The organism is Pseudomonas sp. NPDC090755 (genome assembly GCF_044769005.1).
GTDB lineage: Bacteria > Pseudomonadota > Gammaproteobacteria > Pseudomonadales > Pseudomonadaceae > Aquipseudomonas.
The window spans coordinates 287,956-305,814 of sequence record NZ_JBIVXC010000001.1 but is presented as its reverse complement, the minus strand read 5'-3'; the positions used below and the strand labels follow the sequence as shown (position 1 = coordinate 305,814).

General features: G+C 63.7%; 17 protein-coding genes and 1 pseudogene. 4 read left to right on the top strand and 14 right to left on the bottom strand.

Annotated elements, in window-relative coordinates; genetic code table 11:
• Nucleotides 1-77: 77 nt before the first annotated feature.
• Nucleotides 78-1,088, bottom strand: coding sequence for a porphobilinogen synthase (hemB, locus tag ACIQUS_RS01490; protein WP_403041978.1), 1,011 nt, complete (start codon nt 1,086-1,088; stop codon nt 78-80).
• Nucleotides 1,089-1,295: 207 nt separating this feature from the next.
• Here hemB and ACIQUS_RS01485 point away from each other — a divergent pair, with 207 nt between their 5' ends.
• Nucleotides 1,296-1,940, top strand: a complete 645-nt coding sequence (locus ACIQUS_RS01485; protein ID WP_403041975.1) for a DedA family protein — start codon at nt 1,296-1,298, stop codon at nt 1,938-1,940.
• A gap of 501 nt (nt 1,941-2,441) precedes the next feature.
• Here the strand turns inward: ACIQUS_RS01485 and ACIQUS_RS01480 are convergent.
• A pseudogene (locus tag ACIQUS_RS01480) lies at nt 2,442-2,990 on the bottom strand (sterol desaturase family protein); the annotation flags it as partial.
• 191 nt (nt 2,991-3,181) lie between these two features.
• Here ACIQUS_RS01480 and elbB point away from each other — a divergent pair.
• Entirely contained in the window at nt 3,182-3,847 is a 666-nt protein-coding gene (gene elbB, locus ACIQUS_RS01475; RefSeq protein ID WP_403041972.1) for an isoprenoid biosynthesis glyoxalase ElbB, read from the top strand.
• A 59-nt stretch (nt 3,848-3,906) separates the two neighbouring features.
• Here the strand turns inward: elbB and ACIQUS_RS01470 are convergent, their stop codons facing one another.
• The 5 genes from ACIQUS_RS01470 to ACIQUS_RS01450 all read right to left on the bottom strand — a co-directional run bounded on the left by ACIQUS_RS01470 (nt 3,907) and on the right by ACIQUS_RS01450 (nt 9,786).
• A complete protein-coding gene (locus ACIQUS_RS01470; RefSeq protein ID WP_403041970.1) occupies nt 3,907-4,368 on the bottom strand; it encodes a YaiI/YqxD family protein in 462 nt (153 codons plus the stop codon).
• Nucleotides 4,369-4,428: 60 nt separating this feature from the next.
• A complete protein-coding gene (locus ACIQUS_RS01465) occupies nt 4,429-6,327 on the bottom strand; it encodes an FTR1 family protein (protein WP_403041967.1) in 1,899 nt (632 codons plus the stop codon).
• A 245-nt stretch (nt 6,328-6,572) separates the two neighbouring features.
• Entirely contained in the window at nt 6,573-7,205 is a 633-nt protein-coding gene (locus ACIQUS_RS01460) for a LysE family transporter (protein WP_403041965.1), read from the bottom strand.
• Nucleotides 7,206-7,288: 83 nt separating this feature from the next.
• Nucleotides 7,289-7,867 carry a mechanosensitive ion channel domain-containing protein gene (locus tag ACIQUS_RS01455; RefSeq protein WP_403043010.1) on the bottom strand — a complete coding sequence of 193 codons (579 nt, stop codon included), beginning with the start codon at nt 7,865-7,867 and terminating at the stop codon, nt 7,289-7,291.
• Between the two features lie 8 nt (nt 7,868-7,875).
• A complete protein-coding gene (locus ACIQUS_RS01450) occupies nt 7,876-9,786 on the bottom strand; it encodes an ATP-binding cassette domain-containing protein (RefSeq protein WP_403041940.1) in 1,911 nt (636 codons plus the stop codon).
• Between the two features lie 50 nt (nt 9,787-9,836).
• On the opposite strand from ACIQUS_RS01450, the gene ACIQUS_RS01445 reads away from it, so the two are divergent.
• Nucleotides 9,837-10,316, top strand: coding sequence for a TIGR02444 family protein (locus tag ACIQUS_RS01445; protein WP_403041937.1), 480 nt, complete (start codon nt 9,837-9,839; stop codon nt 10,314-10,316).
• Here the strand turns inward: ACIQUS_RS01445 and ACIQUS_RS01440 are convergent.
• Nucleotides 10,292-11,419: an AlgP family protein gene (locus tag ACIQUS_RS01440; protein WP_403041934.1), complete on the bottom strand. Its 1,128-nt coding sequence runs from the start codon at nt 11,417-11,419 to the stop codon at nt 10,292-10,294. The two genes, ACIQUS_RS01445 and ACIQUS_RS01440, sit on opposite strands and share 25 nt — an antisense overlap.
• Before the next feature lie 226 nt (nt 11,420-11,645).
• Here ACIQUS_RS01440 and ACIQUS_RS01435 point away from each other — a divergent pair, with 226 nt between their 5' ends.
• The gene (locus tag ACIQUS_RS01435; protein ID WP_403041931.1) at nt 11,646-12,311 is read left to right on the top strand and encodes an FKBP-type peptidyl-prolyl cis-trans isomerase; all 666 of its coding nucleotides are present in this window, start codon (nt 11,646-11,648) and stop codon (nt 12,309-12,311) included.
• Between the two features lie 16 nt (nt 12,312-12,327).
• Here the strand turns inward: ACIQUS_RS01435 and rsd are convergent, their stop codons facing one another.
• The 6 genes from rsd to hemC all read right to left on the bottom strand — a co-directional run bounded on the left by rsd (nt 12,328) and on the right by hemC (nt 17,840).
• On the bottom strand, nt 12,328-12,798 hold the full coding sequence (gene rsd / locus ACIQUS_RS01430) for a sigma D regulator (RefSeq protein ID WP_403041928.1): 471 nt from the start codon (nt 12,796-12,798) through the stop codon (nt 12,328-12,330).
• A 232-nt stretch (nt 12,799-13,030) separates the two neighbouring features.
• Complete coding sequence (locus ACIQUS_RS01425) at nt 13,031-13,543, bottom strand: disulfide bond formation protein B (RefSeq protein WP_403041925.1); 513 nt, start codon at nt 13,541-13,543, stop codon at nt 13,031-13,033.
• A 217-nt stretch (nt 13,544-13,760) separates the two neighbouring features.
• Nucleotides 13,761-14,999, bottom strand: a complete 1,239-nt coding sequence (locus ACIQUS_RS01420) for a heme biosynthesis protein HemY (protein WP_403041923.1) — start codon at nt 14,997-14,999, stop codon at nt 13,761-13,763.
• The gene (locus ACIQUS_RS01415; RefSeq protein WP_403041920.1) at nt 14,996-16,090 is read right to left on the bottom strand and encodes a uroporphyrinogen-III C-methyltransferase; all 1,095 of its coding nucleotides are present in this window, start codon (nt 16,088-16,090) and stop codon (nt 14,996-14,998) included. Before ACIQUS_RS01415 ends, ACIQUS_RS01420 begins: the two co-directional genes overlap by 4 nt.
• Nucleotides 16,091-16,122: 32 nt before the next feature.
• Nucleotides 16,123-16,902 carry a uroporphyrinogen-III synthase gene (locus ACIQUS_RS01410; protein ID WP_403041917.1) on the bottom strand — a complete coding sequence of 260 codons (780 nt, stop codon included), beginning with the start codon at nt 16,900-16,902 and terminating at the stop codon, nt 16,123-16,125.
• Nucleotides 16,899-17,840, bottom strand: coding sequence for a hydroxymethylbilane synthase (gene hemC / locus ACIQUS_RS01405; protein ID WP_403041915.1), 942 nt, complete (start codon nt 17,838-17,840; stop codon nt 16,899-16,901). The genes ACIQUS_RS01410 and hemC overlap by 4 nt, the downstream gene beginning before the upstream one ends.
• Between the last annotated feature and the right edge of the window lie 19 nt (nt 17,841-17,859).

Here is a 17,859-nt window from a genome sequence, read left to right as displayed (position 1 = left end):
GCTCGGGCACGGGCTGGGCTTGCTTCACATCGACTTCGCTAAGTACTTCGTTATTCATCTGGCGTTCCTGGAGGGCGTTACTGCCCTCTCATCAATTGAGCAGCGCGAACGGCGAAATAGGTCAGGATGCCATCAGCGCCCGCCCGTTTGAAGGCCGTGAGGGATTCCAGGATCACGCCTTCACTGAGCCAACCGTTCTGGATCGCGGCCATGTGCATGGCGTACTCGCCACTGACTTGATAGACAAAGGTCGGGACCTTGAATTCATCCTTGACCCGATAAAGGATATCCAGGTACGGCATGCCTGGCTTGACCATGACCATGTCGGCGCCTTCGGCCAGGTCCCCGGCCACTTCGTGCAGCGCTTCGTTGCTGTTGGCCGGATCCATCTGGTAGGAGGCCTTGTTCGCCTTGCCCAGGTTCAGGGCCGAGCCTACCGCATCGCGGAACGGGCCGTAGTAGGCACTGGCGTACTTGGCCGAATAAGCCATGATACGCACATTGACGTAACCGGCCAGCTCCAGGGCTTCACGGATGGCCTGGATACGACCGTCCATCATGTCCGAAGGCGCCACGACCTGGGCACCGGCTTCGGCGTGGGACAAGGCCTGGCGCACCAAGGCATCGACGGTGATGTCGTTCTGTACGTAGCCTTCCTCGTCTAGGATGCCGTCCTGACCGTGGGTGGTGAACGGGTCCAGGGCCACGTCGGTGATCACCCCCAGCTCCGGGAAACGCTCGCGCAGGGCGCGGGTGGCGCGCTGGGCAATACCTTCCGGGTTCCAGGCCTCGGCAGCGTCCAGGGACTTTTTCTCGCTCGGTGTCACCGGGAACAGCGCCAGGGCTGGAATGCCCAGGTTCACCCACTCTTGCGCAGCTTCCAGCAACAAATCGATGCTCAGACGCTCGACGCCCGGCATCGAGGCGACTTCCTCGCGGCGATTCTCGCCTTCCAGGACAAACACCGGCAGGATCAGGTCATCGACAGTCAGTACGTTTTCGCGAACCAGGCGACGGGAAAAATCGTCACGGCGGTTGCGGCGCAGACGGGTGGCAGGAAACAAACGGTTAGCGGGGGTAAAGCTCACGGCAGACTCCTGAGCCCGCGCAGGCGGGCGAGCGCGACAGTTATAAGCGGCCATTATGACGCTTGAATGACAGCCAGGGACAACCCTGCGACTTGAGGACGCAGCCATTGTCCTTGTAGGAATTCTTCACGTCGAGACACATTTGGACACTTTCCCCAAAGGCCACGAAGGGTTAGGCTGCGCGTTCATTTCGCCAGCACCCAGAAAATGCTCCAACAATTCCTGCAGGATTTCGGCTACTTTGCCCTTTTTCTCGGTACGTTTTTTGAAGGTGAGACCATCCTGGTTCTCGCAGGCTTCCTTGCGTCCCGCGGATACATGGATATCAACCTGGTGGTCCTGGTGGCCTTCTTCGGCAGCTATGCCGGTGACCAACTCTGGTACTTCATGGGGCGCAAACACGGGCGCAAGCTGCTGGCGCGCAAACCGCGCTGGCAGATGATGGGTGACCGCGCGCTGGAGCATATCCGCCGCCATCCGGATATCTGGGTCCTGAGTTTCCGTTTTGTCTACGGTTTGCGCACGGTGATGCCGGTTGCCATCGGCCTGTCCGGCTACCCGCCGCGCCGCTACCTGCTGCTCAACGGTATTGGCGCGATCGTCTGGGCCTTGGCCCTGGGTGCCGCCGCCTACCACTTCGGCGCCATTCTCGAAGGCATCCTGGGCAACGTGAAGGAATACGAGCTATGGGTGCTCGGCGGCCTGCTGGCCCTCGGCGGCTGCCTGTGGCTGCGCCGTCGCTTCAGGGCGGCGCGCGTCGCTCGCAAGGAAGCGGCTGGCGTAAAGACCGACCAGGCTGAGCAGGCTGTAGCCGACCAGCGCGATCCAGACCAGGGCAGTGACCGGCCATAAGTCGGTGATCCCGGCCAGCACCATGGCCGGGATATTCAGCCCCAGCCGCGCCAGTTCCAGCCTGAAGGCCCAGGGGCGATTCTCCAGGGCCGCGCCGAACACGAACAAGCCGAACGCCATCACCGCCCAACCCAGCACCAGGGCCGCGGTCGACCGTTGCTCGGCATGCTCCATCAGGTAGCTGCCCAACCCGACATACAGCGCAAACTGCAGCGTCACATAGACCTGCTGCGGCCAGCCCAGCGGTACCTCGAACTTGCGAAAGCGGCTCAGGTCCTGTTTGGGCTGGGGAAAGCGCCGCGCCACATCCGCCGGGCGCCAGCCGGTGGGCATGAACCAGATTCGCAGCTTGTCCCACCAGCGCTCGGCGTGCCGGGCGTCATGCCACAACTGGGCGTAGAACTGCAGGTTGGCCCACAACGGATTCCAGCTGGCCAGCGGTGTGGTCACGCCGAAAATCACCGGCTCGTTGTCGTCCTCTTCCTGGAACGTGCCGAACAGACGGTCCCAGACAATGAACACGCCACCGTAGTTACGATCCAAGTACAGAGGATTCTGTGCATGGTGGACGCGATGATTGGATGGCGTGATGAACAGCCACTCGAACCAGCCCAGCTTGGGAATGTGCCGGGTATGCACCCAGAACTGATAGAGCAGATTCAGCGCCGCGACGGTGATGAACACCAGCGGCGGCACACCCAGCACCGCCAGCGGCAGGTAGAAGATCCACGACAACAGGAAGCCGCTGCTGGTCTGGCGCAGGGCCGTCGACAGGTTGTAGTCCTCGCTCTGGTGATGCACCGAATGCGCCGCCCAGAGGATATTGCGCTCATGACCGAAGCGGTGCAGCCAGTAGTAGCACAGGTCGTAGAGGACAAACGCCAGCACCCAGACCCAGAGCGCCTCGCCCGGCAGCCTGAACAGCGCCAGGTGCTCCCAGGCCAGGGCATAGGTGACCAGCCCTACCCCCTTGGTCAACAAGCCCGTGGTGGTCGACAGCACGCCGGTGCTGAGGCTGTTGATGGCGTCTGCCAGCCGGTAGGTGCGCATGCCGCGCAGGCGGTCGGCGAGCAACTCGACCACAATCAGGACAAAGAAGAACGGCACCGCCAGCAAAATCAGGTCCATGGGTCATCCATCTCCAGGCTATTGCACAAGATTAGGCCCGGATGCCCGCAAACCCTATGGCGACATCTGCCAATTTAGAGGACATTTAACGCCTCGACTCGGGAGTAGTGAGCATGACCAAAAAAGTTGCAGTGATTCTTTCCGGCTGTGGTGTCTTTGACGGCGCCGAAATCCACGAGAGCGTGATCACCCTGCTGCGCCTCGACCAGCGCGGCGCCCAGGTGCAGTGCTTTGCGCCGAACATCGCGCAGATGCATGTGATCAACCACTTAACCGGTGAAGAAATGCCCGAATCGCGCAACGTCCTGGTGGAATCGGCGCGTATCGCTCGCGGCGAGATCAAGGACCTGCGTGAAGCGGATGCCAAGGATTTCGATGCCTTGATCGTGCCCGGCGGCTTCGGTTCGGCGAAAAACCTGTCGAATTTTGCCGTTGAAGGCACTGGCTGCACCATCCATCCGGATGTGCTGGCCCTGGCCGAAGCCTTCGCCGAAGCCGGCAAGCCGGTCGGCCTGATCTGCATCTCGCCGGCCCTGGCCGCGAAGATCTATGGCCCGGGCGTGGTCTGCACCATCGGCAACGACGCCGGCACCAGCGCGGCCATCGTCAAGATGGGCGGCACCCACGAGGAATGCGATGTCCACGACATCGTCGAAGACACCCAGCGCAAGCTGGTCAGCACCCCGGCCTACATGCTCGCCAAGAGCATCAGCGAGGCCGCAGGCGGCATCTACAAGCTGGTCGACCGGGTGCTGGAGCTGACCCACGAAGGCGAGTGAGCAGCCATCGCGGGGCAGCCCGCGCCCACAGGCGTTGTAGGAGCGGGCTTGCCCCGCGATCAGCCCGGATACTGGCGCGCCAGGCGCGTCAGGATGCGGTCCAGTGAATTGGCAAAGGCCTGCTTCTCGCGATCGCCATAGGGCGCCTGGCCACCACCGACCTGGCCCTGTTCGCGCAGGTCGGTGAACAGGTTGCGCACCGCCAGGCGCTCGCCCATGTTGCGCTCGTCGAACTCACGCCCGCGTGGATCGAGGCAGGCCACGCCCTTCTTGACCAGGCGATCGGCCAGGGGCACGTCGCTGCAGATCACCAGTTCGCCCGGTTCGGCATGCTCGACCAGGTAATCATCGGCAGCATCCGGCCCGCTGGGCACCACGATCAGCCTGACGCAGGCGAACGCCGGCTTGATCTGGCTCTGCCCGGCCACCAGCACAACCTCGAGCTGGCGCTTGAGGGCAAATTTGACGACCTGATCCTTGGCCGCCTTGGGGCAGGCATCGGCATCGATCCAGACACGCATCACATCAGCTTCCAACGAAAACGGGCGAACAGTATCCCTGCTCGCCCGTGCGGCTTCAAATCAACCCGCCGAGACGCGGCGTTTCTCGGCCAGTCGGCTGCGTCCGTAGAGCACCGCAATGGCCAGCATGGCCGCCACCTGGGCCGCCAGCGAGTAGGCATCGGCGTGGATGCCCAGCCAGTCGAACTCGAAGAAGGACACCGGGCGGGTGCCGAATACGCCGGCCTCCTGCAGGGCCTTGACCCCGTGCCCGGCGAACACCACCGACAGGGCGCAAAGCAAGGCGGCGTTGATGCTGAAGAACAGTGCCAGCGGCAGCTTCGCCGACCCGCGCAGGATCACCCAGGCCAGCCCCACCAGTAGCACCAGGGCCGTCGCGCCGCCAGCCAGCACGGCGTTGTGCCCGGCTTGTCCTGCCTGCAGCCAGAGGGTCTCGTAGAACAGGATCACTTCGAACAGCTCGCGGTACACCGAGAAGAACGCCAGCACGGCAAAACCGAAGCGGCCACCGCCACTGACCAGACTGCTCTTGATGTAGCTTTGCCAGGCCGCCGCGTGCCGACGGTCGTGCATCCATACCCCGAGCCACAAGACGATGACACTGGCGAACAACGCCGTGCAGCCTTCGAGCAGTTCACGCTGGGCGCCACTGACATCGATCACATAGGCCGCCAGGGCCCAGGTCCCCAGCCCGGCCAACAGGGCCAGGCCCCAGCCGACGTTGACGCTGCGCATGGCAGACTGCTGGCCGGTGTTACGCAGGAACGCCAGGATTGCGGCGAGCACCAGGATCGCTTCCAGGCCTTCACGCAACAGGATCAGCAACCCGGAGACAAAACTCAACGACCAGCTCAAGCCACCACCACCCAGCAGGCCACCGGCCTCCTTGAGCTTGGCCTTGGCCACCTGCAGCCGCGCACTGACCTGCTCCGGCGGCAAGCCGTCCTGCACGGCCTGCCGATAGGCCATCAGCGACTTCTCGGTGTCTTTGCGCACGTTGGTGTCGATGTTGTCCAGCGAGCTTTCGACCAGCTCGAAACCTTCCAGGTAAGCCGCCACCGAGAGGTCGTAGGCTTGCTCGCGGTCACCTGCCTGGTAGGCCGCCAGGCTCTTGTCCAGGGTGCTCGCGGTGTAATCCAGAAGCTGCGTCGGGCCACGCTGGGCCTGCGGTGGCTGGGCACGCTGGGCGCGGAACACAGCTGCAGCCTCGGCGCCCTGGGACGCTTCGACTTCCAACGGTGTCTGCCGGGCCAGATCGGCGAGATTGAAGGTGATTTCAGCCTTGGCCTTGGCAGGCTCCGTGGTAAAACCGGCGATGTAGGTGGCCAGGTCCCAGCGCTGACGCTCATCAAGCTGGTCGGCGAAGGACGGCATGTCGGTACCTTCGATGCCCTGCCCCAGGGTGTTGTAGAGGTCATACAGGCTCAGCCGGTCGAGGCGCTCGCTGCTGCGCAGATTTGCCGGTGGCGGAGTCAGGCCCACGCCCGCCAGACCATCACCGGCACCGCTGTCACCATGGCAAACCGAGCAATGCTGGGCGTACAAGGGTGCGCCGCGGCTGGGGTCGGGGGTGATGATCGGTGCCTGGCTGACTTCATACGCTACCGCCAGCTGTGCCCCCAGTTGCCGGGCCTGACGCGCGACGCTGGCACCGTCCTGGTGCTGGTTGATCGCCTGGCGCAGGCTGACCACGCCCTGCTCCAGTGCCTGGCGTTCGGCACGGGCCGGCAAACCGGCAACCAGGCCCTGCAGCACGTCGGTGAACTCCAGCTGCTCACGGTATTCACCTTCGTCCACCACCTTGCCCGCCTCGACCGTGGCGGGGTAGTCGGCGCCAATGTAGTCGAGCAAGTGCAGGGCCTTGGCCGCGTCTTCGACCGTGTCGGCCAGAAGCGTGGTACTGCTCAGCGCCAGCACCGGCCATAGCAACCAGGCGAGCAAGCGGGAACGGGGAATCATGGGGCCAATCTCAAATGACAATGCGAGGTATTGCATTGTTCACTTCCAATGGCCATCACTCAAGGTTTGCAGGGCAATCTCTGCAAAATCTAGTGACAATTTCATCTTCAGCAAAAAAAGGCGACCCTGAGGTCGCCTTTCTCTGTTGCTGCGATCGACTGCCTGTAGGAGCGGCGGTGCGACGACTCGACTTGCCCCGCGATGCGTCGCACCGCCGCTCCCACCCGCGGTAGCGGCTACAGCATTCAGACCGGTGCGCGTCGGATCGTTGCCAGCAAGGTGGCCGCACCGAGGAACAAACCGGCAAAGGTCCGGTTCATCCGCCGCTGCTGCTTGGGCGTGCGCAGCAGGCGCAATACCCGCGCCGCCAGCCCGGTGTAGCCGGCCATGACCAGCAGGTCGACGGTGATCATGGTCGCAGTGATGATCAGGTACTGGGGCAACAGGGCCGCGTGGGGGTTGATGAACTGCGGCAGCACCGCGAGCATGAAGATCAGTGCCTTGGGGTTGCTGACGTTGACCAGGAAGCCACGGAACACCAGGCTCAGCGGCTTGCCGATGGGCCGCACGGCGGAGTCATCAGTGATGTCGGCGGGCAGTGCACGCCACTGCTTGACCGCCAGGTAGACCAGGTAGGCAACGCCAAACCATTTGATCACCTGGAACGCGGTGGCCGATGCCGCGAGGACAGCGCCGACGCCGGCTGCAATAATCGCGATCTGCAGTACCAGGCCCAGCTGCAGGCCCAGGGCGTTCCAGTAACCGCGCCAGAAGCCGTACTGCAAGCCACAGGACATCGAGGCAATGGCCCCGGCGCCCGGCGACAGACTGATCACCCAGCAAGCGGCAAAAAATGCCAACCACGTTTCCAATGACATCGCGCACCTCGGCCCTGACTTGTTACAAAGCTCTAAGCTAGTGCGCTGGCGAAAAAATAACCACGATTTTTTTCAGCAATCGATCAGTTACCGGCCGTCTTGTCTTCGCCCACCAGCGGCACGATCTCGCTTCCGCGCCAGCGCCGCACCGACTTCTGGAAGAACTGGCTGTTGGGTACCTGGACCGTTGCCCCGCCGGTTTCCGGCAGTTCGATCAGGGTGGTGTACAGCAGGTTGATGGCGACCACCCGCCCCTTCACCCCGGGCTTGTCGATGGTTTCGACCAGTTCCACCACGTCGCCGATACGAAACGGCCCGACGGTGAAGATCAACACGGCGCACAACAGGTTCGACAACACGCTCCACATGGCGAAGAACGCCACCGCGGCCACGGCAACGAAACCGGACAAGGCCGTCCACAGCACCGTGGCGGACACCCCCAGGCGTTCGAGCACGAACACCAGTGCGCTGCCCATGATCAGCCAGCGCAGGCCACCGCGCACCGGCATCATCAGCTCCGGTGGCAGCGGGTAGCGCTCGCCCAGACGCTTCAGGCAGCGTCCGACCAGGCGTTGCAGGACAAAGGCGGCGCACAGGATCAGCAGGATCTGCAGGCCCAGCCAGAACGGAGCGATCCACTCCGGTGGCACCGGCAGTTGCAACGACCCAATCAAGACAACGCCTCCAGCTCCGCCTGCATGGTCTCCAGCTGCTCGAGGGCTGCCATCCAGGCTTCTTCCAGTTCGGCCTCGCGAACCTTGAGCTTGGCCTGCTGGGCCAACAGGTCACGCAGCTCGTCCTTGCGCGCCGACTCGTACAAGGCACTGTCACCGAGGCTGGCATCGACCTTCGCCAATTGCTCGTGCAGGGTGCCCAGCTCGCGCTCGAGCTTGTCCGCCTCACGCTTGTGCGGGGCCAACTGCTGGCGCAAGGCAGCGGCGGCCTGGCGCTGGGCTTTCTTGTCGGTCTTGTCGGCGTTGACCGGTGCAGTGCTGACCGGCGCATTGCGCTGGCGATAGTCGACCAACCAACGGGTGTAATCATCCAGATCGCCGTCGAAGGTCTCGACCTTGCCATCGGCCACCAGCAGGAAATCATCCGTGGTGCTCTTGAGCAGGTGACGGTCGTGGGAGACCACCAGTACCGCGCCGCTGAACTCCTGCAGGGCCATGGTCAGCGCCAGGCGCATTTCCAGGTCCAGGTGGTTGGTCGGTTCGTCGAGCAGCAACAGGTTCGGGCGTTCCCAGGCGATCAGTGCCAGGGCCAGCCGGGCCTTTTCGCCACCGGAGAAGTTCACCACCGGCTCGTCGATACGCCCACCGCGGAAGTCGAAGCCACCGAGGAAGTCGCGCAAGGTCTGCTCACGCTCGGTCGGTGCCAGGCGCTGCAGATGCAGCAAGGGGCTGGCCTTGTTGTCCAGGGAGTCGAGCTGGTGCTGGGCGAAGTAGCCCACCGACAGGTTCTCTCCCCGCACCAGGCGACCACTGAGCGGCTCCAGCTCACCGGCGAGGTTCTTGATCAGGGTCGATTTACCCGCACCGTTAGGGCCGAGCAGGCCGATGCGAGCACCCGGGGTGAGCTGCAGCTTGACCTTTTCCAGCACGGTCTTGTCACCGTAGCCCAGGCGGCCCTCGGAGAGGTCGAGCAAGGGGCTGGAGATCTTCTCCGACTCGCGGAAGGTGAAATCGAACGGTGAATCGACATGGGCGGCCGACAGCTCTTCCATGCGCTCCAGGGCCTTGATGCGGCTTTGTGCCTGGCGTGCCTTGGTGGCCTGGGCCTTGAACCGGGCGATGTACTTTTCCATGTGTGCGCGCTGGGCCTGCTGCTTCTCGTAGGCCTGTTGCTGCTGGGCCAGGCGCTCGGCACGGGTGCGCTCGAAGGCGGTGTAGCCGCCGCGATAGAGCGTCAGCTTGCACTGCTCGACGTGGGCGACATGGTCGACCACCGCATCGAGGAAATCGCGGTCGTGGGAAATCAGCAGCAGCGTGCCCGGGTAGCCCTTGAGCCAGTCTTCCAGCCAGAGGATCGCATCGAGGTCGAGGTGGTTGGTCGGCTCATCGAGCAGCAACAAGTCGGACGGGCACATCAGTGCCTGGGCCAGGTTCAGGCGCATCCGCCAGCCACCGGAGAAGTCACCGACCCGACGATCCATCTGCTCGTTGGTAAAGCCCAGGCCCGCCAGCAGCTTGCGCGCACGGGCATCGGCGGTGTAGCCATCGGCGCTGTCCAGCTCGATATGCAGGCGCGCCAATGCCGTGCCGTCATGGGCGGCTTCGGCGGCAGCCAGCTCGGCCTGCACCTTGCGCAGGCGGGCATCACCATCGAGCACATAGTCGACCGCCAGCCGGTCGAGGGTATCGACCTCCTGGCGCATGTGCGCAATACGCCAGTCGGCCGGCAGCTGACAGTCACCGGAGTCGGGCGTCAGCTCACCGCGCAACAGGGCGAACAGGCTGGATTTGCCGGCGCCATTGGCACCGATCAGGCCGGCCTTCTGACCGGCGTGCAGGGTCATCTCGGCGCCTTCTAGCAGGCGCTGGGGACCACGCTGTAAAGTGAGGTTCGATAGTCTGATCATAATGGCCGCGGAGTCTACCAGCTTCGTCGGCAACTGGCGCGAGTGGGACCATGCACACCGACCTGTGGAATTTTGCCTTGAAGCTCTACGCCCGCCCAGGCGTCGAGGCGGCGTGCCTGCACTGGCAGGATCAGGGCGGCGATGTCTGCCTGCTGCTCTGCGCGATGTGGCTGGGCGAACGGGGTGTGACGCCGGACGCGCAACGCCTGCGTACGCTGCATGAGCAGGCTGATGCCTGGCAAACCGAGGTGGTCAGACCGCTACGCAGCGTGCGCCAGCAATGGCGACAGGCAGCCGCGGACGATCCTCAACTGGCGGGTTTGCGTGAGCAGATCAAGGGCTTGGAGCTGGCGGCAGAACGCATTCTGCTGGAGCGCCTGGAGGGTCTCTGCGAGCACTGGGTGCCCACACCCGAACCTGGCGCAGACTGGTTGCAATGGCTGGCAGCAGACGCCGGCGTACATCACGACGCGCTGCACAGGCTGCGCGTCGTGATGCGTACGACTCAGGACGCCGAAGACGGGGGCTGAGGCGTCGTTACCGAAGCAGTCGGTGCAGCCGATGGCGTCGGTGCCGAAGTGCTGGAAGCTGGCGCGGCGGCTGGCGTCACAGGGGCTGCCGGCGCTGCAGGCTTGGCGGCTACCGATGGCGTGGCGGGCTTGGCTGCCGGTTTTGCAGCAGGCTTGGCTGGCGCTTTCGCCGCAACTGGCTTGGCTGCCGGTTTGGCCGCGGGTTTCGCCGCTGCAGGTTTGGCCGCGGGCTTGGCTGCGGGCTTCGCTGCTGCAGGCTTGGCGGCGGGCTTGGCTGCGGGCTTCGCTGCTGCAGGTTTGGCCGCGGGCTTGGCTGCGGGCTTCGCTGCTGCAGGTTTGGCGGCGGGCTTGGCTGCCGGTTTCGCTGCTGCAGGTTTGGCTGGGGCCTTGGCCACTGCCGGCTTGGCTGCGGCAGTCTTGGCGGCGGGTTTGGCAGGCGCTTTAGCAGCAGCGGGTTTGGCCGCGGGCCTGGCTGGTGCTTTCGCTGCCGCAGGCTTGGCTGCAGGTTTAGCGGCCGGTTTGGCGGCAGCCGTCTTGGCGGCGGGTTTGGCAGGTGCTTTAGCAGCAGGTTTAGCAGCTGGCTTGGCAGCAGTGCGTACCGGTGCTTTTGCCGCGGCGGGTTTGGCAGCGGGCTTACTCGCGGCCTTGGCCGGTGCCTTGGCGGCCGGTTTGGCAGCTGCAGGCGCAGGTGCAGGTTTTGCCGTACGCTGGGTCAGCGCCTTGGCGGCGGCCTCTTTGACCTTGCCAACGCCCTGGGCCAGTTTCAGGCTTTCCTGGGCATCACGCTTGAGCTGGGCAATGTAGGTGCGCGTCTGCGACTGACGATCCTTGAGCGAGTCGAGCAGCTCTTCCAGTTCAGCAGCGGCCGACTTGGCCTTGGCTTGTGCCTTGGCTTTACCGGCCTTGGCAGCGTCTTGCAGTTTGAGGCGAGACTTGTGCAGTTTCTCTTGCGCCTTGCCGCGTTGTTTTTCCAACTTGGCGAGGAGTTTTTCAGCATCAGCCAGCGCTTGCGAGCAGGCATTTTCCAAATGATCGAGCAGGCTGCCCGAGAGTTGTTGGAGCAGGTGCAACGGCGTACTTACTGGCTTCTTATTGGCCGACATGGTTTACCTCCTGGCTGACGAGAGTGCGGCTCATACTATGCTTCTGCTGCTACCGCCGCTAGGGCATGTTGACAGTATCGAAGGCGCCGCGTTGCATGCCTGGGCAAAGTTGTTATCGCTGCAGCTGGAATAAAGTGTAGATGCTGTACAAAGTGTTGCTGATATTTACACGATGTATCACCTGAAGGCTGGCATACTTCATTTCCGCTGAAGCAGGAGTGAGCCGGTGTCGCGCTATTTTGTATTAGGTCTTTTGCTATTGCCGGCATCGCTGATGGCGGCGCCTGCCACCCCCACCAACAACGATCACGATCTGGCCTACAGCCTGGGCGCAAGCCTGGGAGAGCGCCTGCGTAGTGAAGTTCCCAACTTGCAACCGGACGCCTTGATCGAAGGATTGCGCCAGGCCTATCAGAACAAGCCGCTGGCCCTGAGCAAAGAGCGCATGGACGCGATACTCGGCGAACATGAAAAACAGGCCAATGAGGCTGCGCTCAACGCACAAACCGAACAGTTGCTGAATGCGGAGAAACGCTTCATGGCCACCGAACGTGCACGCGCGGGTGTACGTGAGCTGGCCAACGGCATTCTGGTCAGTGAACAGGTCAAGGGCAGTGGCGCAAAACCTGCGCCGAAGGGAAAAGTGCAGGTGCGTTACGTTGGCAAGTTGCCAGATGGCACGGTCTTCGATCAGAACCAGCAAGCACAGTGGTTCAGCCTGGAGAGCGTGATCGAAGGCTGGCAGGTGGCATTGCCGGAAATGGCGACAGGTTCGAAGTGGCGCCTGGTCATTCCGTCAGCCCAGGCATATGGCGCCGAAGGCGCGGGCGACCTGATTGCGCCCTATACGCCCCTGGTGTTCGAGATCGAGCTGCTTGGCGTGGCCGACTGAGACGTCGGTACACCCGTCAAGCCTGCTCCGCAGCCTCTTCGCTGTGAGCGGTATGCAGTACTTCGATCAGGCAGTCTTCGAGTTCGAAACGTTCGCGCAGTTGGCCACCGAGCTTTTTCAGCTCTTCGGCGAAACGCTCCGTGTCGCTGCAATCGCCTTTATGGCAATGATCGTTGAAGGACAGAGCCCTTTCGGTGCTCACATCAATCCGCGGATTGATCTGCTCGGCCAACTCCAGCCCACGACCATCACCAAAGGCCTTGGCCTCGCTGGCCAGCTGTTCGCACACCTCGAAGTGCCAGGCAGACACGTAGTCCACGAGGATTTCACAGAAGCGCCCATTCAATGACTTGTCGGCGAAGGCTGGCTTCGCGTCGCGCAATTCACGAAAGGCTGTTACCAACTCCTCACGCTCTTGCAGCAAGCGGTCAATGAGCTTGTGAACCCCACCCCAGCGTTCCTGAGCATTCTGACAACTATCAAGCATGGCGATCTCTTCCCTTCTGGGTCATGCGCCTGCCCCCGCTCGCAAACATGCGGAGCAAAGGTGAAATCAGCAGGACGGCATCGAGCAGCTGTGTTTTCGATATGCGTGCAGGGAGATTATTCCCGTGCGTCCCAGGCTTCAAGGTACGCACGCGACAAAGTTCATACAAGTGTTTAATCCTTTCTGACGATGCCGCCGGTCGAATGCACCGGCAACCGTTTGCAGCGGATTTTCAGCGCAGGTGAAGCGCCGAACGGCTTTGTCCGAACAAGCGAAAAAGCGGAAGGGTCGCCAGCAGGACGAAGGACAGCAGACTCCACTCCGCGATGGTCAGGTCGAGAAAACTCCAGTTGATCGGCACACAGTCCGGGCTTCCGACGACCATGGCCTTGAACACCTGGCCCAGCGGCATGCTTTCGATCACATAGCCCAGCGGTGGCGCGCAGTCGGCGGCGACCCGCGACGGTATGCCCTGCAACCAGACATGCCTGGCTGCCAGGATGGCGCCACCCGTGGCAAAGAACAGCGCCAGTGCGGCATAGACACGCACCCCCAGACGCCCGGGCGCCTGTACCAATGCACACAGGCAGACCAGCGCGAAGGCCCCCAGGAACAATCGCTGGCTGTAGCACAACGGACACGGCGCCAGCCCCATGCCCCATTCGAGATAGAACGCGACGCCCAGCATCAACACTGAGGCCAGGAAGGCCGGAAAGAACAGTGAGCGCAAGCGAGCCATGAGCATGGAGTATCCAGTGTTCGAGGTGGACAGGTCTAAACGGTAGAGGAAAGGCGCGCCTTGTTTCAAGGCACTACAACTACGACAAGTCACTGACTGGAAAAGGAATAATCGGGAGATGACGCAGAAACTGCCTCGTCATTTGGCAGGCTCTGGCGAAGGAGTATGTAGGAAAATACTCCGAGGGCTTGGGCTCGCGATCTGGCGCGAGCCCAAGGGTACGTCAAGCTCGAACGGCCTCCGGCAAAGGCAGTGCCAGCAGCCGCTCATCCAGCAAGCCCAGACCTTCCTGGAACAACTGGTTGCTGCGTTCGGTGTCGCCCAACCCGGCCAGCAGCCGCGCCAGTTCGGCACAGGCCTCGGGGTTGCGTTGCAGGCGCAGGCTGCTTTCAAGATAGTCACGCGCCTTGCCCCACAGCCGATTCTGCAGGCTCAGTCGTCCCAAGGTCAGGAGCAGGCTCGGGTCATCGCCATGCTGCTTCAACCACCCTTCTGCAGTCTGCAGCTGGCGAGCCAGGTCGGACCCGCGCACCAGGCCATAGAGCCGTGCCAGATGGCTTTCATACTGACGCTTGAGCGCCGTGCGCAGCGCCTCCTCGGCCTCGCTCTCGGCGCCCAGCTGACGCAGTTGCTCGGCATAGGCCAGCACCAGTTGCGGCTCCTGGCGCTGGGCGGCAGTGAGCTGCTGCCAGGCCCTTTCCAGTGACTGGCGGGCGCTTTGTTCTTCCCCTTCCCGGCTGGCGGCCAGGCTGAGGTTCTCACCCCAGGCCCGTTGTTCCAGTTCCGCCAGTTCGGCAGCGGGCAAGACCTTGTCCTTACGCAGGTCCGGCATCAGCCGGATCAGTGCCGACCAGTCGCCGCGCTCGCGATACAGGCGCTGCAGCAGGCGCAGCACCTGGGCGTTATGGGGATGACGCTCCTGCATGGCCTGCAGGGTAACCAGGGCCGCTTCGCTTTCACCCTGATCCATCTGCAACTGGGCATGACTCAAGGCAATGGCGAGCTCGGCTTGCGGCTGGCGTTCCAGCGCACGCTCGAGCAGGTTGTCACGGTCTTCGACACGTCCCAGTTCATTGGCGGCCCGCGCCGCACCCAGGTAGTACAACAGCGGTTGGCGTTCGGCTTCGGCAGCGCGCTGCAGGTGGCGCTGGGCGCTGGCCCAGCGACCCTCGGCAAGGTCCAGCTGGCCCTGCTCGATGGCCAGGCGGGTACGCCGGCTGCGGTTACGGCGCGACCAGGGGTTGACCACACCGCTGGAGGTCAGCACCAGGCCAACCAGGTAGCGCACCAGCAAAATCACCAGGATGATGCTCGCCAGGGCTGCCAGTGCGGCCCAAAGCCCGGATTGATAGCGAAAGCCTCCGTAGGAAATCAGCACGTAGCCACTGTGCTTGGCGATCGCGATGCCCAGCGCAGCCGCCGCTGCAATGGCGATGACCGCCAGCAGGTAGACGCGTTTCATGGCTTGGCCTCCTCGGCCGGCAGGTGCCGGCGCTCCAGGTAGGCCTGAACGGCGGCGAGGCTGTCTGCCAGGTCCGGGACCACCACCGAGACCGGCTCATCGGCCAACGCATTGAGGCTGTCGAGCATGGCCTTGCTCTGCGGGTTGTCCGGGTTGAAGTTGGCCAGCAGGACACTGCGTGCATCATCCAGGGCCTGGGTATAGACCTTGGCTTCGCCATTGAGCGCGGCCCACTGGGCCTGCTCGATGGTCAGGCTCAGTGCCAGGCGCAGTTGATTGAGCGATTGTCCGGCCAGCAGCGGACGGATGTTGTCGTCGGCATCGAAGTCGATCTGGAAGTACTTCGACAGCTCTGCCCACCACTGCGACCAGCGACTGGCGCCATCGCCATCGGCGGTCAAGGCGCCGAGGGCATCGGCACCTGAGTTGAATTCCGGGGACAGGGCGCTGAGCTGCTGCACCTGTTCACGCTGGGCCGCCAGTTTCAGGAACAACCCGGTACGGTCCGGCTGCTGGGTGCTGTTGAGGGCAGCCAGGCTCTTGGTCAGTTGCTCGCGGGCAGCGAAGGCGCCTGGATCGCTCTGCTCGCGCAGGATCTGATCGGCGCCCTCGACCAGGGCGCGGGCGCTGGCAATGTCCTGCAGGGCCGACAGGCGCAGGCTGGCCAGGCGCAGCAGGTGCTCGGCCTCGGCCAGGCGCCAGTCCTTGCGGCTCGCACCGAGGATGGTTTCCAGGCGCTGGCTCAGGCGCTGCTGGTCACCTTGCAACTGGGCCACCAGACGGCGGCGGTCTTCAAGCTCGGTGGCAGCGGGCAGGCTCGCCAGCTGCGCCGAGATCTGCTGCTCACGCAGCTGCAATGCCTGGGTCTTCTCGCTCAGGGATTGCAGGTACTGGCCCTGCCCCTGTTCGGCACCCTGGAGCTGACGTACCTGCCATACCCCCCACCCGCCAACCGCAACACCCGCCGCACCGAGCAGCAGGGCCAGGAGCGCCAGGCCATTGCCCGAGCGTTTGCCGGAAGTAGCGACAGTGGGTTCAGACGACTCAGGCGTCGATTGCAGATCATCGTTGGGCAAGACAGTTTCGCTCACGTATCCATCCTTTGCATTGGGCTCGTCGCCAATCAGCTTAGCGCCTCAGGGGCAGGTGCGGTCGTTTGCCGCAACGCTGTCATCAAAGCCGCGGCGCTGGCACCGCGACAGTCCACTACATACTGCGCACCGGCTTCCCGGGCTTGTTGCGCTACCCGCGGGCTGGGCACGAACAAGGGCAACCGGGCCAGCTGCGCCCAGTCACCTGCCGCCAGTTGCCGCAGGTGTTCAAAACCTTGTCCACTGCTGACCACCAGGCCATTCAGGCGTTCCCCGACCACACGCGCAGACAGCGCGCCCGGCGGGTAGGCAGGCAGGTTGCGACGGTAGAGTTCCAGATAATCGACACTAGCACCTAGCTCGGTGAGACGCTCGGCAAGCAGTTCGCGACCCCCTTCGCCGCGCATGATCAACACCCGCGGTGCCGGACCGGCCAGCGCCTGGTGCAAGGCTGGCAGTTGCAGCAACGCCTCACTGTCATCGCCGGCTTGTGGATAACTGACCCGGCACCCCTGGTCCTGCAGCACTTGCGCGGTGGCGGCGCCCACCGTGAACCAGGCCAGCGGCGGCAATTGGGGCCAGTACCGGGTCGCACCGGCAATTGCGAGGCGAGCCGCCGGTTTGCTGACCACGATGATCGCGGCGTACTGCTCCAGCGCGCGCAACATGCCCAGGCTGGGCTCATCCAGGCTCAGCGCCTCGATCTCCAGCAACGGCAGGCTGCTGCTGGATACGCCCTGTTCAGCCAGTGACTGAGCCAGGGCCGCGCATTCTTCCGCCGGCCGGGTCAGGAGCAGGCGCCAGCCGCTCACGGGTGGCCGGCCTCGCCATAGACCGCCTTGAGAATCTCTTCGGCGCCTTGCTTGAGCAGGTCCTCAGCCACCTGGACACCAAGGGCCTCGGCATCGCCGCGGGGTGCCCGGGCCTGGGCGGTCAGCAGTTTGCCGCCGCTGGGCTCGCCCACCAGGCCGCGCAGCCACAGCTGCTCGCCCTCCAGCACGGCGTAACAGGCAATCGGTACCTGGCAACCGCCATTGAGGCGTTTGTTCAACGCGCGTTCGGCAACCACGCGGTCGGCGGTGTCCTGGTGATGCAGCGGGGCCAGCAGCGCGTGGATTTCGCTATCGGCGCTGCGGCACTCGATGCCCACTGCGCCCTGGCCACCGGCAGGCAGGCTGTCGTCGACGCTGATACCGGATGTGATGCGGTCTTCGAAGCCCAGGCGGATCAGGCCGGCGGCGGCCAGGATGATCGCGTCATACTCACCGGCATCGAGCTTGGCCAGGCGGGTATTGACGTTGCCACGCAGGAAGCGGATCTCGAGGTCCGGGCGACGGGCCAGCAGTTGGGCCTGGCGGCGCAGGCTGGAAGTGCCCACCACGCTGCCGGCGGGCAGCTCGTCGAGGCTCTTGAAGGTATTGGACACGAACGCATCGCGCGGGTCTTCACGCTCGCAGATGCAGTACAGGCCCAGGCCCTGGGGGAAGTCCATCGGCACGTCTTTCATCGAGTGCACGGCGATATCGGCCTGGTTTTCCAGCAGGGCGGTTTCCAGCTCCTTGACGAACAGGCCCTTGCCACCGATTTTCGACAGCGGCGAATCCAGAAGCTTGTCGCCACGGCTGACCATCGGCACCAGGGTCACGAGCAACCCGGGGTGCGCCTGCTCCAGGCGAGCTTTGACATATTCGGCCTGCCACAGGGCCAGGGCACTTTTGCGGGTGGCGATGCGGATTTCGCGAGTGGACATGGAACGATCCGTACGAGAT

Excerpts from the sequence above, each read along its gene's own strand:
- elbB (WP_403041972.1), top strand. The coding sequence starts at position 3,182 with ATGACCAAAAAAGTTGCAGTGATTCTTTCCGGCTGTGGTGTCTTTGAC.
- ACIQUS_RS01420 (WP_403041923.1), bottom strand. The coding sequence starts at position 14,999 with ATGAAACGCGTCTACCTGCTGGCGGTCATCGCCATTGCAGCGGCGGCT.
- ACIQUS_RS01440 (WP_403041934.1), bottom strand. The coding sequence starts at position 11,419 with ATGTCGGCCAATAAGAAGCCAGTAAGTACGCCGTTGCACCTGCTCCAA.
- ACIQUS_RS01465 (WP_403041967.1), bottom strand. The coding sequence starts at position 6,327 with ATGATTCCCCGTTCCCGCTTGCTCGCCTGGTTGCTATGGCCGGTGCTG.
- ACIQUS_RS01425 (WP_403041925.1), bottom strand. The coding sequence starts at position 13,543 with ATGCTCATGGCTCGCTTGCGCTCACTGTTCTTTCCGGCCTTCCTGGCC.
- ACIQUS_RS01450 (WP_403041940.1), bottom strand. The coding sequence starts at position 9,786 with ATGATCAGACTATCGAACCTCACTTTACAGCGTGGTCCCCAGCGCCTG.
- hemC (WP_403041915.1), bottom strand. The coding sequence starts at position 17,840 with ATGTCCACTCGCGAAATCCGCATCGCCACCCGCAAAAGTGCCCTGGCC.
- ACIQUS_RS01460 (WP_403041965.1), bottom strand. The coding sequence starts at position 7,205 with ATGTCATTGGAAACGTGGTTGGCATTTTTTGCCGCTTGCTGGGTGATC.
- rsd (WP_403041928.1), bottom strand. The coding sequence starts at position 12,798 with ATGCTTGATAGTTGTCAGAATGCTCAGGAACGCTGGGGTGGGGTTCAC.
- ACIQUS_RS01470 (WP_403041970.1), bottom strand. The coding sequence starts at position 4,368 with ATGCGTGTCTGGATCGATGCCGATGCCTGCCCCAAGGCGGCCAAGGAT.
- ACIQUS_RS01445 (WP_403041937.1), top strand. The coding sequence starts at position 9,837 with ATGCACACCGACCTGTGGAATTTTGCCTTGAAGCTCTACGCCCGCCCA.
- ACIQUS_RS01485 (WP_403041975.1), top strand. The coding sequence starts at position 1,296 with ATGCTCCAACAATTCCTGCAGGATTTCGGCTACTTTGCCCTTTTTCTC.